At 47.6% G+C, this 23,024-nt stretch carries 15 protein-coding genes; 14 read left to right on the forward strand and 1 reads right to left on the reverse strand.

The features are described 5' to 3' along the window. The first annotated feature begins 21 nt into the window (after window positions 1-21). The 13 genes from MKY42_RS11250 (at window position 22) to MKY42_RS11310 (ending at window position 19,250) form a co-directional block, all read left to right on the forward strand. On the forward strand, window positions 22-1,644 hold the full coding sequence (locus MKY42_RS11250) for a response regulator (RefSeq protein WP_090895758.1): 1,623 nt from the start codon (window positions 22-24) through the stop codon (window positions 1,642-1,644). 124 nt (window positions 1,645-1,768) lie between these two features. Further along, on the forward strand, window positions 1,769-3,460 hold the full coding sequence (locus tag MKY42_RS11255) for a sugar ABC transporter (RefSeq protein ID WP_339851030.1): 1,692 nt from the start codon (window positions 1,769-1,771) through the stop codon (window positions 3,458-3,460). Window positions 3,461-3,708: 248 nt separating this feature from the next. After that, entirely contained in the window at window positions 3,709-4,599 is an 891-nt protein-coding gene (locus tag MKY42_RS11260) for an ABC transporter permease subunit (protein WP_109999750.1), read from the forward strand. Window positions 4,600-4,628: 29 nt separating this feature from the next. After that, window positions 4,629-5,507: a carbohydrate ABC transporter permease gene (locus MKY42_RS11265; protein ID WP_062321957.1), complete on the forward strand. Its 879-nt coding sequence runs from the start codon at window positions 4,629-4,631 to the stop codon at window positions 5,505-5,507. 32 nt (window positions 5,508-5,539) lie between these two features. Then, window positions 5,540-6,649, forward strand: a complete 1,110-nt coding sequence (locus MKY42_RS11270) for an arabinogalactan endo-1,4-beta-galactosidase (protein ID WP_090895762.1) — start codon at window positions 5,540-5,542, stop codon at window positions 6,647-6,649. A gap of 35 nt (window positions 6,650-6,684) precedes the next feature. Beyond that, the gene (locus MKY42_RS11275) at window positions 6,685-8,757 is read left to right on the forward strand and encodes a beta-galactosidase (RefSeq protein WP_339851036.1); all 2,073 of its coding nucleotides are present in this window, start codon (window positions 6,685-6,687) and stop codon (window positions 8,755-8,757) included. Window positions 8,758-9,038: 281 nt separating this feature from the next. Further along, window positions 9,039-10,478, forward strand: a complete 1,440-nt coding sequence (locus MKY42_RS11280; RefSeq protein ID WP_339851038.1) for an NAD-dependent malic enzyme — start codon at window positions 9,039-9,041, stop codon at window positions 10,476-10,478. Between the two features lies 1 nt (window position 10,479). Continuing rightward, window positions 10,480-11,205, forward strand: coding sequence for an HD domain-containing protein (locus MKY42_RS11285; protein WP_339851041.1), 726 nt, complete (start codon window positions 10,480-10,482; stop codon window positions 11,203-11,205). Window positions 11,206-11,455: 250 nt separating this feature from the next. Continuing rightward, on the forward strand, window positions 11,456-12,523 hold the full coding sequence (locus MKY42_RS11290) for an aromatic acid exporter family protein (protein ID WP_076289428.1): 1,068 nt from the start codon (window positions 11,456-11,458) through the stop codon (window positions 12,521-12,523). A gap of 140 nt (window positions 12,524-12,663) precedes the next feature. After that, a complete protein-coding gene (locus MKY42_RS11295; protein ID WP_090895768.1) occupies window positions 12,664-13,125 on the forward strand; it encodes a hypothetical protein in 462 nt (153 codons plus the stop codon). Window positions 13,126-13,366: 241 nt separating this feature from the next. Continuing rightward, on the forward strand, window positions 13,367-15,742 hold the full coding sequence (helD, locus tag MKY42_RS11300) for an RNA polymerase recycling motor HelD (protein WP_339851044.1): 2,376 nt from the start codon (window positions 13,367-13,369) through the stop codon (window positions 15,740-15,742). 341 nt (window positions 15,743-16,083) lie between these two features. After that, window positions 16,084-17,940, forward strand: a complete 1,857-nt coding sequence (locus tag MKY42_RS11305; protein ID WP_090895771.1) for an adenine deaminase C-terminal domain-containing protein — start codon at window positions 16,084-16,086, stop codon at window positions 17,938-17,940. Between the two features lie 389 nt (window positions 17,941-18,329). Beyond that, window positions 18,330-19,250, forward strand: a complete 921-nt coding sequence (locus tag MKY42_RS11310; protein WP_339851050.1) for a hypothetical protein — start codon at window positions 18,330-18,332, stop codon at window positions 19,248-19,250. Between the two features lie 154 nt (window positions 19,251-19,404). Here MKY42_RS11310 and MKY42_RS11315 read toward each other — a convergent pair whose 3' ends face one another. After that, the gene (locus MKY42_RS11315) at window positions 19,405-20,319 is read right to left on the reverse strand and encodes an AraC family transcriptional regulator (protein WP_179265206.1); all 915 of its coding nucleotides are present in this window, start codon (window positions 20,317-20,319) and stop codon (window positions 19,405-19,407) included. 172 nt (window positions 20,320-20,491) lie between these two features. Between MKY42_RS11315 and yicI the strand changes: the two genes are divergently transcribed. Continuing rightward, entirely contained in the window at window positions 20,492-22,810 is a 2,319-nt protein-coding gene (yicI, locus tag MKY42_RS11320) for an alpha-xylosidase (RefSeq protein ID WP_179265205.1), read from the forward strand. Window positions 22,811-23,024 lie beyond the last annotated feature (214 nt).

The following is a 23,024-nucleotide window of genomic DNA, read 5'->3' on the forward strand; positions in this document are numbered from 1 at the left end:
AGCAAATAGGGAGTGACTGTCTTGATTGATATTTTACTGGTGGATGATGAGACGTATGTAACTGAAAGTCTGGAATTAACCATTCCCTGGGGAGAGCTCGGGGTTACGACGGTTTTCCGTGCGGCATCTGGGAAGGAAGCGCTGCAGATCTTGGAAGAGAATGCAGTGGACCTCGTGGTGACCGATATTCGAATGCCAGGCATGTCCGGACTGGAGCTGATTGAGGAGGTAAGCAGTCGCTGGGCGCATATCCGCTGTATTCTGCTGACCGGACACAGTGATTTTCAATATGCCAAGAAAGCGATTCAGCTGCAGGCTGCCGATTATATTCTCAAGCCGGTGAACGATGAGGAGTTCATGGCTTCGGTCTCCGCCGCCATCACGTCCCTTCGGGATGATTGGGATGAATTTGATAAATACCATCGGTTGTTATACAGCCGGAAGTCAGATTATAAAATTTTGCGGGAGAATCTGTTGCATGATCTGTTGCTGGGCCGCGAGATTACAGCTCGGGCACTGGGTGAACAGCTTGAGAAGTACGAGATTGTGCTCCAGCCCGATCAACCGGCAGTTATGATGCTGATTCGCCTTACAGGCCGGTTCTCCGCAATGGATCAGCAATCACTGGATTTGATGGAGTTTGCCGTTGGCAATATCGCAGAAGAGGTTTTTGGTCCCCATTTTAACGTGTGGTTTGGACGAGGTCCCCATGAGAGTCTGGTCATGATTATACAGAGTCCGGTCTGGACGGAGCCTGCTCAGACACATGTGGAAGAGCTGAAGCAGCCAGCTGGCACTTTCCGCGAGCATGTTATTCGATATCTGCAAGGCGATCTGTCCATGGTGGTCACAGCACCGTTTCAATTTGCCGATCTGACCACCGCTTATCGTAAAGGTTTGGGATCACTCGTGCTGTCGGGTCCAGATGAAAATACGATCATTTACATGGACAAAGAGCTGTCCAAACGACCGGAGAACGATGCGGCACAAGCGCTTGAAGAGCTCTATAAGCCACCCGTACTGCCTCAATTGCTTGAAACCAAACAGTGGGAGGCGGCGGCACGTAAACTGAATACCGTCTTTGATGCAGCGGAACGTGTATGTCTCTCCAGAGAGCATGTATATGAGATGTATTTGTCTGTAACGAATGCCTTTATGTATATCGCGCACAAGCAGGGGCATCTCGTACATGAGATTGATCATGCGGGATTTGACCTGCTGCTCGCGCATCAGTTGATCCAATCACCTGACAAGCTTCGTCGCTGGGCGACTGAAATGCTTGCCAAACTGCAGGAGGAGCTATCGGATCACGAAGGTGTACAGAGTCGCAGACACGTCATCAAGCAGGTTCAGGAGATGGTAACGAGAGACGCAGGACAGGATCTGTCCGTGAAGATGATCGCAGACAAGGTGTATTTGCATCCCGTGTATTTGTCCAAAATCTACAAAGCCGAGACAGGTGAGGGGCTGGGAGATTATATGATTCGCATGCGGATGGAGCGTGCATTGTATTTGCTCAAAAACACCAATAAAAAGATATACGAGATTACCAGTGAGCTGGGGTACCAGAATCCGCAATATTTCAGCAAAATGTTCAAAAAGCATTACGGCATGACACCGAATGAATATCGGGATCAGGCATAATTTCAACATCATTCCAAGATATAGGTTGCCAAAGGTGCAGAAATCTTGTTTTCGTGACATAGGCTGAAAGACCCGGCAGGCCTATAATGAAAGGGTAACCAAAATGATTAAGGGGGAACAACAAATGAGAGCGAAATCTACAAAAAAGAGATGGCTACCGCTCCTCGCTACGACAACCTGTCTCGCTGTCATCCTATCTGCATGTGGAGGAGGCAACAGTGGCGGTGAGAACGCGGGTTCGAGCACGCCAGCCGTTGAAAACGAATACAAAGAAAAATATGATCCGGCAGTAACGATTACAACAGCATGGGGAATCGACCCTGAGCTGAAATTCAAAAATGGCGAATCGATGGAAAATAACGTGGCAACCAAGTGGGCCAAAGACAAATTTGGAATTGAAATCAAATCCTTGTGGTCTGTGACAGATACGAACAGTGCATTTGCAACCAAACTTCGTCTTGCAATGTCTTCCGGTCAGGAAATGCCGGATGTTGTGACAATAGGGCAGCCGGATAATTTAGTTGCTCAAGATTTGATTGACTCCGGCATGTATCAGGAAGTTGGGCCGCTGTTCGACAAATATGCTTCTGATACATGGAAAAAAGCGATGGAGCAAGATCCAAATGTATGGAATCAGTACAGCAGAGATGGCAAAAAAATGGGTATTCCGGTGCTGGACTACGCCTACAACAATGATTATCTACTCTGGATTCGCCAGGATTGGCTGGACAAGCTGAATTTGGAGGCGCCAAAAACCATTGACGAACTGGAAACGGTAATGGAAGCCTTCAAAAATAAAAATCCGGATGGATTGGCTCCAGACAAGGTTACTCCACTGAGCATTGGCTTCAAAACTTCCATGAACACATGGATGGGTGATCCATCCTGGATCTTCGGCGCATATGGTACTTTGCCTCAGCAATGGAATTTAGGAGCAGATGGCAAGCTGGAGTATGGTTCCATCAATCCTGGCATGAAGCAAGGTCTGACCAAATTGAGCGAATGGCTCAAAAAAGGATATATCCCGCAGGAAGCAGCGTTGTGGGATGAGAACAAAACAGCAGAGCCTGCAGTGGCAGGTACAGCCGGTATTATCCCTGGTCCTTACTGGATGAGCGGATGGCCGCTGATCGACACAGTGAAAAACGTACCAAGTGCTGTGTGGAAACCGATTGCAATTCCGGCAGGCCCTGATGGCAAAGCGATGCGTCATGGAACACAGTTTGTTAATGGTGTTACGCTGATCAAAAAAGATATGGAACATCCGGAAGCATTCTTCACATACCAGAACTACCTGTTCGACAACTATGCTGATCCAGCCAAAGGAAGTCCGTATGACAACGGTCTGTTTGAAGGCTATGATTATCAATTGGATGCAAATGGGAAACAAGTGAAACCGGCTGATATGGACGGTGGATATGTGAATGTTGTACGTTATTTGCTCGTTCGTGATGGCGCACGTATTCCGGATGCACAGATGAAAGCCCTGATGAATCTGGCTGATGGCAAGGAACCAGAAACAAAGCTGGAGAAAGATGTAGCGGTGAACTATGGGCCAGAGACGCCTGCAGCTGCCAAAGAATTGCTTGATCAGAAGGACATCTCGTTCAAAAACATGTTTACAGGTCCTACAACTTCAACTATGAAATCCAAGCTCGACTATCTCAATAAAATTGAGAACCAAACGTTTAACGAAATCATTTATGGCAAAAATCCGGTAGATGCGTTCGATACATTTGTACAAACGTGGAAATCGGGTGGCGGTGACCAAATCACACAAGAGGTCAACGAATGGTATGACAGTGTGAAAAAATAAGGATACAGGAGCGTGCAGACCAACTAGGTCTGCACGCTTTTTTTGTCGTTATGAGAGCTTGATTTGCTTGCGGGAGGTGCATGTCAGCAGTGAATGAATGACTCGAAGGACAGCGAGTCCAAACTGGTTGCTTTTGTGCCATTTATATTGCTTTTATGTGCTGTTTGACCTATGCAAACGGTTGATATAATCGCAGTATAAGCCACTCAGGGAGCACTTGAGTAGGAAGAATTACAGGGGGAGCAATCATGAGAACTTTAAAACGAACTTGGCCATTCCACGTAATGCTGCTGCCAGCCATCATCTTTCTGATTATATTCAGTTATGTACCTATGGGCGGAATTGTTATGGCATTTCAGAACTACAAACCATGGCTCGGCATCAGCGGCTCGGAGTGGGTCGGGCTTGATAATTTTAGATATTTGTTTGAACGCGAGGACAGCCTGCAAGTCATTTGGAATACACTGATCATTGCTGTGCTCAAACTCATCTTTAACTTGTTTGTCCCGTTTGTCTTCGCGATTCTGCTCAATGAGGTTCGCAAGATGGCGATCCAGCGAACGATCCAAACCTTGGTGTATCTGCCTCACTTCTTGTCTTGGGTCATCCTGGGCGGAATACTGATTGATCTGTTATCCACCGGAGGACTGGTGAACCGGGTACTCGGGACATTCGGACTTGGGCCATATTTCTTCCTTGGAGATAACAGCTGGTTCCGATCGACGATCATTCTAACGGATGTGTGGAAGGAATTCGGCTATAACATGATTGTCTTTTTGGCTGCCCTTGCCGGCATTAACCCGGCGCTGTATGAAGCAGCAGAGATAGATGGAGCGGGTCGTTGGAAGCAGACGCTGCATATTACGATCCCGTCTCTTGTACCGATGCTGATGGTGGTTGGAACACTGGCGCTGGGCAACGTGCTTAACGCTGGGTTTGATCAGATTTTCAATCTGTACAACCCACTCGTATATCAAACGGGCGACATTATTGATACATTCGTTTATCGCTCGGCGCTGGAAAATGGAGAGATGGGCTTCGCGACCGCAATTGGATTATTTAAATCGGTCATCAGCATGGTCTTGATCCTTGTATCATACAGCTTAGCCAAAAAATACGCCGGATATCGCATATTCTAATCGAATGAACGGAGAAAGAAGGGACCACGATGTATCATAAATCAACGCCTTATCGCGTGTTCAACGTCATCAATATTTGTTTTCTCATTTTGGTTGCTATTATGTGTATTGTACCGATGATTCATGTCCTGGCTGTATCCTTCAGTAACAAGGCTGCAGCAGATGCCAACCTCGTCAGCCTCTGGCCGGTAGGGTTCTCACTGGAAGCATACAAAAAAACGATGAATAATCCGATTTTCCTAAACTCCCTCTGGATTTCCTTGCTGCGGACAGTTATTGGTACGGGAATTACGTTGCTGATTACCTTTTTGGCGGCGTATCCGTTGTCGAAAGAAAATAATGAATTTAAAGGTAGAACCGTCTATTCATGGATTTTTGTTTTTAGTATGATCTTCAATGGGGGACTCGTTCCCTTCTATATGGTCATCCAGAAGATCGGCCTGATGGATTCCTTCTGGGTGTTGGTACTGCCGGGAGCTGTTAACACCTTCCTCGTTATTCTGATGCTAAACTTCTTCCGGGGTATTCCGAAAGAGCTTGAGGAAGCGGCGCTGATGGATGGAGCCAATCACTTCAGAACGTTGTTCAGTATTTTCCTGCCGATTTCCATGCCATCGATCGCAACCATTGCACTGTTCAGCATGGTGTTTCACTGGAACTCATGGTTTGACGGATTGCTCTATATGAACAATGCCAAGGATTATCCACTGGCTACTTTCATGCAGACCGTAATTATCAAACGTGATATGAGTACGATGGCCATGAACCCAAAAGAGATGGAGACCATTTCTCAAACCACAGTAAGAGCGGCACAGATTTTTATTGGAAGTGCGCCAATCCTCATTGTGTATCCATTCCTGCAGCGCTTCTTTGTCAAAGGTATGACCTTGGGTTCGGTTAAAGGCTGAGCCTGCATCTAAATTAAACGGAGGTTGATAAAGTGAGCAATTTAAAGGAAGAGGCATTCATTCTTGGAATGGATGTGTCATTTATGGATGAAATTGAGCAGCATGGTGGGAGCTATCGTGATGAGCATGGGCAGCAGGAGGACTTGCTGACCATTCTCAAGCTGGGTGATGCCAATGCAATTCGGTTGCGAATCTGGAATGATCCTGTAGGCGGATTCTGTAATCTGGAGCGGACGGTAGCGGTAGCCAAACGGATCAAGGAACAAGGCCTGCAATTTTTGCTGGACTTTCATTATTCGGATCGCTGGGCTGATCCAGCCAATCAATGGAAGCCAAAGGCGTGGGAGAAGCTGTCCTATGAGGAACTGCAACGTGAGGTATGTACCTATACGGCAGACGTACTGAGGACACTCAAGGAACATGAGGCTTTGCCAGACATGGTGCAGGTGGGAAATGAGATTACACCTGGCATGTTATGGGATGAAGGGCGTGTTGGTGGGGAAGAGCATGATACTGATGAACAGTGGGAGCGTTTTGCTGGACTTGTGAAGTATGGCATCGCTGCGGTTAAATCCATCGATCCTGACATCAAGATCATGATCCATATAGACCGCGGTGGTGATAATGCGGAGAGCCGCAAGTTCTATGATCGATTTGAAGCGCTTGGTGTGGAGTTCGATGTCATTGGGCTCTCGTATTACCCTTGGTGGCATGGAACACTGGATGCACTGCGGGATAATCTGCATGACCTGGCTAAACGCTACGGCAAACCCATCAATGTGGTTGAAACCGCTTATCCTTGGACATTGGAGCAGCCTGAAGGCCACGAGTGGATTCTGAATCAGGAAGAACTGCTGCTGCCCGGGTATCCGGCAAGTGTAGAAGGACAGACACGTTATCTGAAGGATCTACTGCAGATTATTCGTGAAGTTCCGGGCGGTCTCGGAGCGGGTTTCTATTACTGGGAGCCTGCCTGGATTCCTAGCAAGGAAGAGTGGTCTGTTGGACATCCGAATAACTGGGGCAACCTGACGATGTTTGACTTCAAGGGACAGAAGTTGCAATCGTTTTCAGCACTGAAGGCTGGAGAGGAAAATGACACTGCATTGGATGAGCAGCCGAGTGCTGCATTAATCAAATAGATGATTCAAAATGAAATGAATAAGGAGTTGTCAGCATGACATACAAATATCCACCGGTAAGCTCCAAAGCACCTCATATGTTACATGGTGCAGACTATAACCCGGAGCAATGGCTCCGCTATCCTGAAGTCCTTGAAGAAGATATCCGCCTGATGAAGTTGGCAAAATGTAATGTGATGTCCATTGGCATCTTTTCATGGGTATCCCTTGAACCGGAGGAAGGCGTGTACACGTTTGAGTGGCTGGATCAAATACTGGATCGTTTTGCTGCCAATGGAATCTATGCATTCCTGGCTACCCCAAGCGGTGCAAGACCTGCCTGGATGTCGGCCAAGTATCCCGAAGTGCTGCGTGTTGGGGCCAATCGGGTGCGTAACCTGCATGGCTTCCGTCACAACCATTGTTATACATCCCCGGTATACCGGGAGAAGGTTACGGCAATCAACACCAAACTTGCAGAACGTTACTCGGATCATCCCGCAGTCATTGGCTGGCACATTTCCAATGAATTCGGCGGGGATTGCCACTGTGATTATTGCCAGGACGCTTTTCGCGGCTGGGTGAAAAACAAATACGGCACTCTGGACGAGTTGAATCACTCCTGGTGGACAACATTCTGGAGTCATACCGTGACAGACTGGAGTCAAGTGGAGTCTCCTGCCCCGCACGGAGAGACACAGGTCCATGCGATGAATCTGGACTGGCGCAGGTTTGTCACAGATCAGACTGCTGATTTTATCGTGCACGAAACGAAACCGCTGAAGGCCAAAAATCCCGATCTGCCGGTAACGACTAACCTGATGGAATTTTATGAAGGATTGAACTACTGGAAGTTCGCTGACATTCTGGATTTCCTGTCATGGGACAGTTATCCGACATGGCATGATGCGGATGAAGAAGATACGCTGGCATCCCGAATTGCCATGATGCATGATATTGTTCGTTCCATCAAGGGTGGGCAGCCGTTTCTATTAATGGAGAGCACACCAAGCTCAACCAACTGGCAAGATACCAGCAAATTGAAACGTCCGGGCATGCATCTGCTGGCATCTCTGCAAGCTGTAGCGCACGGCTCGGACAGTGTACAGTACTTCCAGTGGAGAAAGAGTCGGGGTTCCAGTGAAAAGCTTCATGGAGCGGTTGTGGACCATGTTGGGCATGAACATACCCGTGTGTTCCAGGATGTTACTGACGTAGGAACGGCACTGGAAGGAATGCAGGCGGTGGTTGGCACGTCCGTTCCGGCCGAGGTTGCTATCATCTTCGACTGGGAAAACCGCTGGGCAGTGAAGGATTCCCAAGGGCCGCGTAACATCGGAGTGAAGTACGAGCAGACGGTAGAATGGCATTATGATGCCTTTTGGAAAAAGGGTGTGCCTGTAGACGTCATCGACATGGATGCTGATCTCTCCAATTACAAGCTGCTCATCGCACCTATGCTCTATCTGGTTCGTGAAGGCGTCGGCGAACGTATTGAGCGATTTGTGGAAAATGGCGGTACATTTGTAGCCACGTATTGGTCAGGTATCGTAAATGAGAATGATCTGTGCTTCCTCGGCGGATTCCCTGGACCGCTTCGCAAGACGCTGGGGATCTGGTCAGAAGAGATCGACGGCTTGCATGACCGTGATTTGAATGGGGTTGTGCCTGTGAAAGGCAACGAGCTTCAACTGAATGCCGAATATGATGCTTTCGAATTATGTGACCTGATTCATCTGGAAGGTGCAGAAGCGCTGGCGACATATCGCTCGGACTTCTATGCCGGACGGCCTGCTTTGACCGTTAACCGTCTTGGTTCAGGTAAAGCTTATTATATGGCTACACGTTTCAAAGCTCCATTTTACGATGATTTCTATGGCAGTTTAATCACTGATCTGGGTATAGAGCGTGCTCTTGAAACTCAGCTTCCTGCTGGAGTTACGGCACACATCCGTACAGATGGCACAGCGGATTATGTTTTTGTGCAGAACTACACACCGGAGCCGAAGCAAGTAGAACTGGACAACCAGTCCTATCGTGATCTGCTGAGTGATGATGCTGTGGAGGGCAGCCTGGATTTGCAGCCATATGACATCAGGGTATTGAAAAGAGTGGCTGAGCGTAAATAATATATTTGTTACTCATTAGGCTGAAAAATGCGGAGATAACAGCGATCGGAAGGCTGTTCTGTCATTGGAGTGGCAAGTGTAAATATTCTTTAGTTCAACATATATAGCATGCAGAAGGGTCACCCTTAACGTCTCGATTAGACGGAAAGGGTGGTCCTTTTTGTCGTATTGATATCACGTTGAGTACTTTTTCTGGGCAAGATAAAGGATAAACGTGTCCGCGCAGCGAAGACAAACAGGTAACATTGCAACTCATGACTTTCAGTCTGGGAGGAATTGGAATGAATCAAAGGAATTTAGACGGTAACAGCTTTATTATTCGGCTGGAAATGACAACAAAAGATATCAAGTTTGGCGAAGTGGCCTCGGCCATCTCGGAAGCTGGCGGGGACATCATCGCCATCGACGTCATTTCGACCAATCAGGATGTTAGTGTGCGCGACTTAACTGTCGCTGTAACGGATGCACAAGATAACAGCAAAATTATAGAAGGGGTGCGTCAGCTTAAAGGGGCATCCATCATAAACGTATCGGACCGGACGTTCCTGCTGCATTTGGGCGGCAAGATTGAGGTTACACCGAAGGTCCCGATTCATAACCGTGAAGATCTGTCACGTGTATATACACCGGATGTGGCCCGGGTATGTTCGGCTATATCAGAAGAGCCTGGAAAGGCATTTTCGCTTACAATCAAGCGGAATACGGTTGCCGTAGTATCGGATGGCAGTGCCGTGCTTGGACTTGGCAACATTGGACCACGTGCCGCGATGCCGGTCATGGAAGGTAAAGCGATGTTGTTCAAACAATTTGCAGGAGTGGACGCTTTTCCAATCTGCCTGGATACACAGGATACCGAGGAAATCATTCGAACTGTGAAAGCGATCTCACCAGCATTTGGCGGGATTAATCTGGAGGATATTTCCTCACCACGTTGTTTTGAAATTGAGCGTCGCTTGAATGAGGAATTGGACATTCCGGTATTTCATGACGATCAGCATGGTACAGCAGTTGTGTTGTATGCAGGTCTGATCAATGCACTCAAGCTGGTCGGCAAATCCATCACGGATGTAAAAATTGTCGTCTGTGGTATCGGTGCAGCTGGTGTGGCATGCAGTAATATTCTGCTGTCCGCGGGAGCAAGTCGGGTTGTCGGGGTCGATCGTGATGGTGCATTGGTACGGACGGCTACCTATGAAAATGAAGTATGGAGCGACTATGCAGTGCGTACCAACCCGGAACTGGAGACAGGTTCACTTCGTGAAGTAATTCGCGGAGCAGATGTCTTCATCGGCTTGTCACGCGGTAATCTGTTAACCCGGGAAGATGTGCAAACCATGGCCGCCGACCCGATTGTATTTGCCATGGCCAATCCGGTACCGGAGATTATGCCGTCTGTGGTGGAAGATATCGTGGCTGTCATGGCGACAGGGCGCTCGGATTATCCGAATCAGATCAATAACGTATTGTGTTTCCCGGGTATGTTCAGAGCTGTTCTGGATTGCCGTGCCAGTGAGATTAATGAAGAGATGAAGCTCGCAGCAGCTCAGGCGATTGCTTCAGCCATTTCGGATGAAGAGCGCACCCGTTATTATATTATTCCGAGTGTGTTTAACGATAAAATCGTCAAATCGATGCGCAATCGGGTGATTGAAGCAGCGGTCAAGACCGGCGTGGCAAGACGTATACCGCGTGAACAAGCTCGCGAAGGCGGGGACGTGTAAGATGCAAGAGAAATCCCCTCAACATCTGAATCAAAGTGCGCAACCATCGGGGCATGAGGATCATGTTGATGGAACGTTAACAGGAGAGGCTATTCTTCGGGCGGCTCGTGCTTTTGTACAGGGAGATGCGGCCGCACATACGGATGGTCATGACTGGCCGCATATCGAGCGGGTGACCGCACTTGCGGTCGAGCTTGCACACCGTATGGGTGCCGATCCCTTTATCTGTGAACTCGCTGCATTGCTTCATGATGTGCCGGATGAGAAGCTTAACGAAAGTCTTGAAGCCGGAATGGCGAAGCTGAATGAATGGCTGGATACCCAGCCGCTTGAAGCGGGTACACGGGAAGCTGTGGTACACATCATTAGTTCTATTTCCTATGCAGGAGGACAGCGTCCTGCCGTCTCATCCCTGGAAGCCCAGGTGGTGCAGGATGCGGATCGCCTGGATGCGCTGGGCGCCATTGGTATTGCGCGTACGTTTGCTTTTGCCGGTGCGAGAGGCCGTGAGATGTATGATCCTGCCCTGCCGCCACGAGAGCAGATGACGCGGGAGGAGTATCGGAATGGACGCAGTACAACGATCAATCACTTTTACGAAAAGCTGTTTAAGCTAAAGGATCTCATGAACACGTCCTATGGCAAGGAACTGGCAGAGCAGCGTCATGACTTTATGGTGCAGTTCGTGGAGCAATTTAAGCGTGAATGGGAAGGAAGGTTCTTATAACTTTCTCCGTTTGAGTTAAACCAACAATACCCCTACTTCCGATAGTGGAGTGTGGGGTATTGTTGTGTATACATAGAAGTAACAGGGGATCTAACTCATCAACAGGATACAGGGCATGGTAACCCAAAGGCTTCCATGATACAATAAATCGTTCTCCTGAATTGATTCGGGCAAAAAAAGAAATATGGGGTAATAATGATAATGATCATCCAACGAATGAAATCAGTTTCGAAAAAGAGGAGGGGTCACCATGTCATTTGGTGCACGTGTACTTAAGACAGGGATTGCGGTCACGCTGGCCCTGTACCTTAGCAGCATGTTCCTGAACCCGCAATCTCCCGTTCCCGCCGCAATCGCGGCCATCTTTGCGATGCAGCCATCCATTTATCGTTCCTGGAAGTATTTCCTGGATCAGCTGCAGACCACCACACTTGGGGCAATTGTGGCCCTGCTGGGAGGCATGGTGCTGTCCAATGAGCCCATCGCCGTCGGGTTAATTATTGTGCTGGTTATTATGATTTGTCTTAAATTGAATATGGGTGAAACGGTCGGCCTGACGCTGGTAACCGTTGTATCGATTATGGAAGCGTCGGGTGACTGGCATTTTGCATTAAACCGTTTCCTGCTGACACTTGTCGGCATTGTATCTGCATTTCTTATCAACATTACGGTATTTCCACCCAAGCCGAAGATTCAGTTCGTAAAGCAGATCCAGAGTGTGTTCAGTGGCATGTCACTGCTGCTGCGGACATCCATCTCGGATGAGATCAAGGAAGTGGTGTTCCGGGATGAGAAAAATAATCTGGGCGGTTCCATTAAATCTTTGTCAGATAAATATAATTTGTTTGAAGAAGAGCAGAAGAAGATGAAACGTTCCAAATTCAGCGAGACGCGGCAGATGGTCGTGTACAAACAGATGCTGCTGAGTCTGCAAAAAGGATTCGATGTGCTGGATTCGGTAGAACGCCATTATTTCCAGGCACAGCGAACACCGGAAATGGATCAGTTCTTTGATACACATCTGGAGCTTGTCATCAAATTCCATGAACATGCGCTGCTCAAATTCGAGGATAAGCTGAAACCAAACGGGGAAGAGGCGGCACAGTTCATTTTGGATAATGATCGTTTCATGGAGCAGGCCATTTCCCAGTTTGATATCGATCAGGAAGGGATGCTGAGATTGTCCATCGTGGCCGCTGCGATCTATGATTATGGCTATCAGCTGGAACGATTGAACCGGCTTGCCGAGCATGTTCATAGTGCCAGTGAAGACAAGGAGTCCCAGGATAAAATTCTGAATTGGCTAAAATGGCCGTAAACATGGTAGTACAGTTTGCGGTGATGTGGTTTCATCATATACAATGAAACCACAACCAGCCCGGACAGCGTGTCCGGGTTGTTTTGCATACATAGCACAAACCTTGCGCAACCAACTCAATCGAACCGAGGTAGATACGTATGAATTTAACACAGCTTGGCCCTGAATGGATGCAGTGGTTCAATGGACAGGATCTGGAGCAGAAGCAGCACGAAGCGATGCAATTGCTGACGGTGTCCGAAGCTGGTTGGCCACATCAGGCGATGATCAGTATGGGGGAAGTTATTGCGGTCACGCCAAACCTGCTGAGACTGGCTTTATGGCCGGAAACGCAGACAAGTATGAATATGAGCCGAACAGGCAAGGCTACCTTGATTGCTGTCCATCAGCAAAGCTTGTTATCTATTCGTCTGGGTGTCACGTCACTGCCACAACTCATGGAAGCTGTTCATCCAAGAGATCGTTTCGAGGCTCAAGTGTTAAACGTTCGAGTAGATCATGCACCCTATGCGGAGATTACTTCAGGAATAACATTTCAATTAAAAGACGAGTCTGGGGCCATTACACGCTGGAGAGAAACTATTGAAGAATTACGACAATAGAATGGTAAACGTTCTATATTCATCCCAATCGAGGGTAATAATAGAATAAAAACAACAAAAAACGCCTCCGCTTGCATCGGGACGTTGTCACTGGTACAATAAAAAATGGTTTTCAGAAAATTAGAACTAATTAACATAAAATAAAAATGTTTACTTTCTAATTAATTATACCATAGCCTTTTCGGGCTTGTCAAATGGGCTTTTGAGGACACAATCCGGGGAAAGAGGGGCGTATTAACATATGAGTACAGACCAGCAATGGAGCGAGGAGCAACAGCGGGTCAACATTGTAACAGAACAGATTGATCGGAAAATAGACATCCTAGAAAAAGAGGTAGGTTCCTTCAGGGACGAAGTTGTGGGGATGAGAAAAGACTTCTGGGACGAAGTCACCATGAACTTCAGCGAAGCGGATGACGTGGGTGAAACCTCCACCAGCATGCGGCAGCAATCACAGGTTTTATCGGACCGGGAGCGCAGTCACCTGAATACGGCAGCAGCGCTGGACAAAATGAAACGGCTGCATCATTCACCGTATTTTGGACGCATTGATTTTAAGGAAAATGGCTATCCGAATGCAGAACGAATCTATCTGGGGATCGCATCATTGCTGGATGAGAAAGAGGAATCCTTCCTTGTCTATGACTGGCGTGCACCCATATCGAACCTGTATTACGATGGTGCACCAGGTCCGGTCACGTATCATACACCGAGCGGTGAGATAAGTGGCGATATTGAGATGAAGCGGCAGTTTGTCATTCGGGATGGACGTATCCGCTTTATGTTCGACACCGGGGTTACGATTGGGGATGAACTGTTACAGGCCGTTCTTAGCCGAACCTCGGATGCACAGATGAAAAGCATTGTGGCGACGATTCAGAAGGAGCAGAACCGGATTATCCGTAATGACCGGACTCGCATGCTGATCGTGCAGGGAGCTGCTGGCAGTGGTAAAACATCCGCTGCACTTCAGCGTGTGGCGTATCTTCTCTATAAATACCGCGAGCATCTGCAAGCGGATCAGATGGTCCTTTTTTCGCCAAACCCGATGTTCAACAGTTATGTTTCCACCGTACTGCCCGAGCTTGGGGAGGAAAACATGCTGCAAACGACCTTCCAGGAGTATCTGGAACGCCGTCTGGGCCGTGAATATCAGCTGGAAGACCCATTCATTCAGCTTGAATACGTACTCACCGGAACAGAAGATCCTCAGTACGATGCGCGTATGTCCGGCATTCGATTCAAGTCATCCGAATCTTTCCTGAAGGTCATAACGCGTTATAAGGACAGCATGATGTCGGAAGGCATGAAGTTCAAGCCGGTTCGGTTCCAGGGACGGGCTGTGGTTACAGCTGAGGCCATGGCGGAGAAATTCTATAGCTTCGAGCCATCCGTCAAGCTGGTGAATCGATTGGAAATCCTGCGGGACTGGATGCTGAAAGAGTTATCGGCCTTTGGCAAAGGCGAATTGGAAGCACCTTGGGTAGATCAACAACTGGATCTGATGGAGCCGGAGGATCTGCAGCGAGCCTATCAACGACTGAAGCGTAAGCAAAAAGGGAAGGCGGACACGTTTGATGATTTCCAGCTGGAACGAGAGATCCTTGCCCGGATGGTGGTCAGTGATCGGCTCAAGCCTTTGCGCAAATGGATCAAATCATTGCGTTTTGTCGATGTCCGTCAGCTGTACGCGCACTTGTTCAGCGATCGGGCCCAGATGGTTCGCCTCTTGGGAGAGGAAGCACTGCCTTCACACTGGGAAGAGATTAGTGAGATGACACTTCGCAGACTGAAATTACAGGAGCTGGCCTACGAGGATATCACACCTTATTTGTATTTGCGTGAGTTGCTGCTCGGTTTCCATATTAATTCCAATATCCGCCATGTGATCATTGATGAGGCGCAGGATTACTCTGCCTTCCAGCTTGCTTTTATGAAAAGATTGTTTCCGAGATCGAAATTCACCGCACTTGGAGATTTTAATCAAGCCATCTATGCACACTCTTCGGTATTGAGTGGTACGGGGCCGCTGACCAACCTGTATGGTCCGGAAAATACGGAAGTGATCGAGCTGACGAGAAGTTATCGTTCAACACAGGAGATCGTGGAGTTCACACGCGGCATGGTTCCCGGTGGAGAAGAGATTGTTCCATTTAACCGGGGCGGGGAGAAGCCGAAAGTGATTGTTTCTTCCAATGAACAGGAGCATCTGGATGTTATAACAGCCGATCTCAAACACCTGATTCAGGAAGGGTATGAATCGGTTGCGGTCATCTGCAAAACCGCGGAAGAAAGCAAGGACGTACACGAAACATTAAGCAACGTATTGCCTGCGGCACCGAAGCTGATCAAGAAAACAACACTCGCCTTTGAACGGGGTGTGCATGTCATCCCGGCGTATCTGGCCAAAGGTGTGGAGTTTGATGCGGTTCTGATCTATGACGGATCTGCATCGCAATATGCGCAGGAACATGAACGCAAGCTGTTCTATACGGCATGTACGCGTGCGATGCATTTACTGCATATCTATTGCATGGATAAACCGAGCCCATTCATTACGTCCCAGTCCGAGGAATTGTATGATATGGGCAAGGTATCTGCGGCTCAGGCCGATTAACTTCGTCTTGTATGCTCTTGAAGAAGGCTTCCGTTCGAAAGGACGGGAGTTTTTCTGTGTATTGCGGAATACGATGTGGGGAATAAGAAGCTCCATGAGGTTGGCCTTTGCAGCGTGAGGTATGAAGTTGATCTCTGGACATTACTGGACATAGATCATTTCATCTCTTCTGACATGCTGACATGAGATTAGAAGGATTGGGCTTTATGGATAAAAAATGATTCATCCTTTGTGTTCATGCACAATAGGTGTGAATTTTCTTTACACATGACGGCGAGACTCATATAATCGTAACAATCTATTTTTTTTATGATCGTTTATTTAATGAAGGAGGCAGCAACATGAACACACCATCTTTTGAACGCCCATTAATGGCGGATTGCGTACCGGATCTGGTGGCAACAGCACGGGGAGACTTGCCTGCTACCTTGGTCATTCGGGGCGGAACACTGGTTAATGTGATATCGGGTGAAATTTTGCCGGGCATGTCTGTAGCGGTACAGGGATCCCGGATTGCATATGTTGGCAAAGATGTAAGCCATACGATCGGAGAGCATACACGTATTATTGAGGCAGAAGGCAAATACATTGCTCCCGGATTGCTGGATGGGCACTGTCATATTGAAAGTACTCAAATGAAAGTAACGGAGTTTGCGAGAGCCGTGCTGCCTTCCGGTACAACGGGAGGGTTCTTTGACCCGCATGAGATTTCCAATGTGCTTGGGCTCAAAGGTCTGCGATTGATGCTGGATGAAGCTCGGACGACGCCAATGGCTGCTTATATGCAGGTGGCTTCCTGTGTTCCTTCAACACATCCTGGACTGGAGACCACTGGCGCTTATATTGGACCGGAAGAAGTGGCGGAAGCCCTCTCCTGGGGTCCGGATATGATTGGCCTTGGTGAAGTGATGAACTTCCCTGGGGTTGTGTACGGGGACGAGACGATGATCGGTGAGATTCAGGCGACGCTCCGAGCGGGCAAGGTGGCAGACGGTCACTTCACCTGGGCAGCGGATGACTGGCGTCTGCCAGCCTACGCAGCAAGCGGCGTTACGGGGGATCATGAATGTGTTACGAAGGAAGATGTGGTGGAACGCCTGCGGCTTGGCATGTACGCCAAAATGCGTCAGGGCTCTGCGTGGCATGACGTGGCGGAAACGATCAAAGCCTGCACAGAGCTTGGCCTGGATACACGCCGAATGATGCTGGTGACGGACGACCGGAGTTCTGAGTCGCTGCTCAAAGAAGGCCATATGGACTTTGTTGTACGTTTGGCTATTTCTCAAGGGGTGAAGCCGGTTACCGCTTTCCAGATGGCGACGATCAATACGGCTGAACGTTTCGGTGTAGCACGCGACGTTGGTGCGGTTATTCCGGGGAATATCGCCGATATTATTTTGCTCGATGGACGCTTGGCTGATGTCCGTGTAGGCATGACGATTGCCGCAGGGCATGTCGTGGCAGAGAACGGCAAAATGACGGCGGTCTGGGACAGCTTCACATACCCGGAAGAGGCGCTGAATACCGTGAAACTGGAAGCGAATATTCAGCCGAAGGACATGGAACTGTCTGCGCCGATTACCGAAGGTATGATTGGAGCAAAAGTGATTCATGTGACAGAGAACCATGTGGATACCAAGGAGAAGCATGTTAATGTTACGGTGGAGCATGGCAATGTCGTCGTTTCAACATCAGGTGAAATCTGCAAAATTGCGGTGCTGGAGCGCCACAAACAAACGGGCAATCGCGCCGTTGCTCTTGTTGGGGGCATTGGCTTCACAGGTCCTGCGGCCATTGCGATGACCGTTGCACATGACAGTCACAATCTGCTCATTATCGGGAATGATGACGCATTGATGGCTGAGGCGGGCAACCGGGTTATTGGAATGCAGGGCGGCGTAGCTGTCGTGACTGCGTCTGGTGTGACCGAATTCCCGCTGCGCATTGCAGGCTTGATGTCTACGGAATCTTTTGAAGTGGTAGCAGCTCAATCTGCAGCGATTAGTGAAGCGTTACAGGCTGCTGGCTGTACATTAAATAATGCATTTATGACGCTGTCTCTGTTGGCGCTTGTTGTTATTCCGGAATTGCGGTTGTCTGATAAAGGGCTGGTACGCATTTCGGCAGAAGGCATTGAGCTGGTATCCCTGTTTGATGAGATGGTGGAGAATACACCGGCTGCTCCAGCTGGGAATTAACGAATAATAGCGTGCCCGTTCTTCCTAGAAACGGGTAGAGAAGTGAAGGTCGCCTTTGGGCGGCCTTTTTTATTTTCACAGGAAAACGCTTACTAGGTCTTGAGTCGTCTGTTGTACATATGCAAAAAGTGATCCATGTTAGGGTGGAATTAGGCTAAAATTAAAAAGTTTCTCATAAATGAGACTTTGGAACTATAAATACAGAAGTGTGAATACCCGAAATAATGTTATATGATTCTTTCGTCGTAAGTCTAAGAGATGATGTTGCATATAAAAGCAATGTAAATAGTCGTACATCGAAATTGTATCCAATGAATGAATATAAAACGACAGAATTTCATCGAGATTTGCACGATAGAGCTGCATAACATCAAAGGGAGTGTACAAATATGAAAAGCAAAAGAAGGTACCAATTCATTTTGTTAATTAGTTGTTTCATGCTGTTTGCAGGGAATACGTATGTTTGCAAGGCCACTGCACTTGGCTCAGTGGACAGTTATGAAACCATCCATGGAACGGTACAGGGAACCGTAAGAGCAACCTGGGTATGGGACACCACGCAGATTCAAAATAACCCTCAGCTAGTGCTGAAGTTCGCCACAACGAACAAAATCAATACGATCTACCTACAAATGAATCGGGATGTAAAGCTTCCGTACTATACATCGTTCATTCGTCAAGCCAGAGAGAAGAATATTGCCGTGGACGTTATGGAAGGAAGACCTGCCTGGGGACTGACGGAGAGCCGGGATCAAATTGCAGAGTTTCTGGACTGGGTTGAAGCGTATCAAAATCAAGTAGAGCCCAATGAGAAGTTTGCCGGCATCCATCTGGACATTGAACCTCATGTACATCCCGAGTGGAAAACCAATCAAGCCAGTGTGATTACGCAGTGGCAGGGGAACGTTCAATACATCGTCGATCGGGCCGCACGGATGAAGATGCCTGTAGCCGCTGACCTGCCTTTCTGGCTGGATGGTTATAAAATTCCGGGTTCCACAATGAATGTAAGCAGCTGGATGATCCGCAAGTTTGACTCGATTACCATTATGGCTTACCGGGATACGGCAGCGGCCATCTATAATGTAGCGAAGGATGAGCTGGAGGAAGCGTCACTTTTGGGTAAAACGGTATCAATTGCCGTGGAGACGAAGCAAAGCAAGGAAGGCGATTTTATTACCTTTTATGAAGAGGGTACAGCATATATGGAAGCACAGCTCAAGCTGGTCGAGAAGATGGCAAGTGTGCACTCGTCCTTTAACGGATTCTCGGTGCATGAGTACAACTCATGGGAGACACTGAAAAATTAAAATGAAATTCCATTCATCAGAATGATAAAAAAGGTGCTTACGGCTGAAAGGGCTGAAGCACCTTCTTTGCATCTGTTAACTCATATACAAGTGGAGAACAGTGAATTATCGTCAGTTCAATGTGCGGAGTGCCGCTCCGAATAAGAATTTAAGCTTAGACCAGTGCAGGTTCCATCGCCACTTGTTCATAAAACATTTTGCGATATTGGGACGGGGTAATGTTCTTGTGTTTCTTGAATGTTGTAATGAAATAGCTCAAATGCTCAAACCCGACGTCCATGGCAATATCCACAATTTTGTGATCGGTATTTTCAAGCTGAACACAGGCCTGCTGGATGCGATAATAGTTGATATAGTCGACCGGACTTTTCTGCACCATCTGTTTGAAAAAGCGGCAAAAGTGTCCTTCGCTCATATTAGCCTCATCTGCCAGTTCTTTTAACTTGAGTGGTTCGGGGTAACGCTTGTGAATATAGCTTAGGACTGATTTCAGGCGTTCCACTTTATCATGACTGCCTGACGGAACGGTGCCTTTGAGAGCAGCAGGTCTCATATGTTCAAACATTTGTGCAAATATTAGGTAGAGGTAAGCTTTGGTCGTCATCTCGCAGGTGGGTGTCCCGGCGGCATGATCGGCGAAAATACGTTTCAAATGAAAGATAATTTCTTGCCCCCACGCCTCATTGGTTTGGATATGGTAAGGGGGGATAATCGTTTTGTGTACAAGTGGGCCAACGAACTTCTCCTGTACAGCATCAAACGTCCGACTGCCTAACAGTTCTGGGTTAAATACAATGGATGAAAAAACACAGGGGACATCGCCTTTCAGATAGCCTGCATGGATTTCTCCCCGATTGATAAAGATGGCTTCTCCCGCCTGGACTTCTACCGTATTCATATCAATTTGAAAAACAGCACTGCCCTGAGTCACCATGGTGAACTCCATCTCGTCGTGCCAGTGGCAATCAAGAATGCTATCGCCATTCAATTGCTGAATATCCGGGTACACACTGACTGGATACATGGCATTGCCGTGAATCCGGTCTTCCCGTAATCGTTCACGTTCCATATGAGAATCTCCTTTTGCATCATTATTAATGTAAACGTTCCCATAGATTGGTGGTGTTTATAAAGAATCGGATAAGAAATATCAGAATCGTGATATATTTGGTCAAAATATGAGAAGAAATTCGTTATTAATGTCAATATTATTATAGTATAACCGAAGGGGGAAAGAAAACATGAAATTTACTGATGGATTCTGGATGACTCGTGAAGGGTACCACATTCAAAACCCGACTGACATTCGTGATATTGTGCAAAAAGAGAATTCTTTGACCGTATATGCGGCAACTAAATATATTCGCACCAAAGGCGACACGTTGAACGGCACATTGCTCAAAGCGACGTACAGCTCACCTATGCCTAACGTTATTCGTGTAACCTTGAATCACCATAAAGGCGGAGTGAAAAAAGGGCCTGTATTTGAGCTTAACACGCAAGATGCGAATGTTGACATCTCAAAAAATGAACAAGGCGCTGTTTTGAAAAGTGGCAATCTGGAAGTTCAAATCGACAAAACGAATGGTTGGGACGTCAGCTTCCTGTATGGAGGAAAACGGATTACAGGTAGCGGTCAAAGAGCGGCTGGTTATATTACAGGTCCGAGCAAGGAAGCGTACTTCCGCGAGCAGCTGGATCTCGGCATTGGTGAATACGTTTATGGACTCGGTGAGCGCTTCACGCCGTTTGTTAAGAATGGCCAAATCGTCGATACTTGGAATGAGGATGGCGGTACAAGCAGTGAGCAGTCCTATAAGAACATTCCTTTCTATTTGTCCAATAAAGGATATGGCGTATTTGTAAACCATCCTGAACGCGTATCGTATGAGATTGCGTCGGAGAATGTATCTAAAGTGCAGTTCAGCGTAGAAGGCGAGACGTTGGAATACTTCATTATTGGCGGTGACAATCCAAAGGATGTACTTGATAATTATACGAAATTAACAGGTAAACCGGCGCTTCCACCTGCATGGACGTTTGGTCTGTGGCTGACCACATCATTCACAACGGATTATGATGAAGCAACGGTTAACCATTTCGTAGATGGCATGGCTGAACGTGATCTTCCGCTGTCTGTATTCCATTTCGACTGCTTCTGGATGAAGGAATACCAATGGTCTGATTTTGTATGGGATGAAGCGATGTTCCCCGACCCGGAAGGCATGCTTGCACGTCTGAAAGAAAAAGGACTCAAAATCTGTGCGTGGATTAATCCATACATTGCAGAAAAATCCTACTTGTTCGATGAAGGTATGGAGAACGGTTATCTGGTAAAAACAGCGGATGGCAGCGTATGGCAATGGGATATGTGGCAAGCAGGCATGGCACTGGTAGATTTCACGAATCCGGATGCTGTGAAATGGTATAAGAGCAAGCTGGAAGTTCTGCTTGATCAAGGTGTCGATTCATTCAAGACAGACTTCGGTGAAAGAATTCCGACAGATGTCGTGTACTTCGATGGCTCAGATCCGGTTAAAATGCACAACTACTATACACAGCTCTATAACAAAGCTGTATTTGAATTGCTCGAAGAAAAGATTGGTAAAAACGAAGCTGCCCTGTTTGCACGCTCTGCAACAGCAGGTGGTCAACAGTTCCCGGTTCACTGGGGTGGAGACTGCTCTTCTACGTATGAATCCATGGCTGAATCACTTCGCGGTGGCCTCTCACTTGGACTTTCCGGTTTCGGATTCTGGAGCCATGATATCAGTGGTTTTGAAAGTACAGCGACCCCTGACGTATACAAACGCTGGGTACAATTTGGACTTTTATCTTCTCACAGCCGCCTACACGGAAGCACTTCGTATCGTGTGCCTTGGCTGTTCGACGAGGAATCCGTGGACGTTGTTCGTGACTTTACCAAACTCAAAATCAGCCTGATGCCGTACCTTTACAATTCTGCGGTGGAGTCGACTGTAAAAGGTATTCCAATGATGCGCGCTATGCTGCTGGATTTCCCAGATGATCCGACAACATACAACCTGGATACACAATACATGTTTGGTGATTCAATCCTGGTGGCTCCAATCTTCAACAAGGAGGGTGATGTTCGTTATTACCTGCCTGAAGGTACATGGACCAACTATCTGACAGGTGCCAAAGTCGAAGGTGGGCGTTGGATTAGCGAAAACCATGACTTCAAAACACTGCCAATGATGGTGAAGCCAAACAGCCTGATTGCTGTGGGTGCTGTGGATAGCAAGCCGGATTATGACTTTGCGGATCATGTGTCCCTTCACTTGTTCGAACTGGCAGACGGCAACTCCACTCAAGCGGTGGTTGTAAACCAAAGTGCTGAGCAGGAGCTGGTTGTTAACGTATCCCGTAACGGCTCTGTTCTGGAAGTTCGTGCTGAAGGTGCAGGAAAACCATGGAATATCGTGCTGCGTGGCATGGAGAGTGTATCCAGCGTAGAGGGCGGTTCCCAAACGTCTGGTGCACATGGTGTTGTCGTTACGGCAGCAGCAGGTACAGATTCGCTTACAATTCAACTGTAATGTTTATTGGATAAACAGAAGGACGGTGCCGCAAGGTGCCGTCTGTTTGTCTACTGTCGTGCCATTGGAAGATATGGTTATTGAAAAGAAATGGTAGTATCATTTATAGATTGAACTAAACTTTTACATGAGAACGTAGAAGACAGAAATAACCTGAAGAAGTGTAGCGTTCGGAAGGTTGTTCTGTCATTGGAGTGGAAAATGTAAATATCTT

Origin of the sequence: Paenibacillus sp. FSL W7-1088 (assembly GCF_037969855.1) — a bacterium.
Classification (GTDB): domain Bacteria; phylum Bacillota; class Bacilli; order Paenibacillales; family Paenibacillaceae; genus Paenibacillus.

What these genes read in the sequence shown, in the direction of transcription:
- MKY42_RS11280 (WP_339851038.1), top strand. Translation starts at nt 9,039, where the DNA reads ATGAATCAAAGGAATTTAGACGGTAACAGCTTTATTATTCGGCTGGAA.
- MKY42_RS11275 (WP_339851036.1), top strand. Translation starts at nt 6,685, where the DNA reads ATGACATACAAATATCCACCGGTAAGCTCCAAAGCACCTCATATGTTA.
- MKY42_RS11315 (WP_179265206.1), bottom strand. Translation starts at nt 20,319, where the DNA reads ATGGAACGTGAACGATTACGGGAAGACCGGATTCACGGCAATGCCATG.
- MKY42_RS11255 (WP_339851030.1), top strand. Translation starts at nt 1,769, where the DNA reads ATGAGAGCGAAATCTACAAAAAAGAGATGGCTACCGCTCCTCGCTACG.
- MKY42_RS11310 (WP_339851050.1), top strand. Translation starts at nt 18,330, where the DNA reads ATGAAAAGCAAAAGAAGGTACCAATTCATTTTGTTAATTAGTTGTTTC.
- MKY42_RS11260 (WP_109999750.1), top strand. Translation starts at nt 3,709, where the DNA reads ATGAGAACTTTAAAACGAACTTGGCCATTCCACGTAATGCTGCTGCCA.
- yicI (WP_179265205.1), top strand. Translation starts at nt 20,492, where the DNA reads ATGAAATTTACTGATGGATTCTGGATGACTCGTGAAGGGTACCACATT.
- MKY42_RS11285 (WP_339851041.1), top strand. Translation starts at nt 10,480, where the DNA reads ATGCAAGAGAAATCCCCTCAACATCTGAATCAAAGTGCGCAACCATCG.
- MKY42_RS11305 (WP_090895771.1), top strand. Translation starts at nt 16,084, where the DNA reads ATGAACACACCATCTTTTGAACGCCCATTAATGGCGGATTGCGTACCG.
- MKY42_RS11265 (WP_062321957.1), top strand. Translation starts at nt 4,629, where the DNA reads ATGTATCATAAATCAACGCCTTATCGCGTGTTCAACGTCATCAATATT.
- MKY42_RS11290 (WP_076289428.1), top strand. Translation starts at nt 11,456, where the DNA reads ATGTCATTTGGTGCACGTGTACTTAAGACAGGGATTGCGGTCACGCTG.
- MKY42_RS11295 (WP_090895768.1), top strand. Translation starts at nt 12,664, where the DNA reads ATGAATTTAACACAGCTTGGCCCTGAATGGATGCAGTGGTTCAATGGA.
- helD (WP_339851044.1), top strand. Translation starts at nt 13,367, where the DNA reads ATGAGTACAGACCAGCAATGGAGCGAGGAGCAACAGCGGGTCAACATT.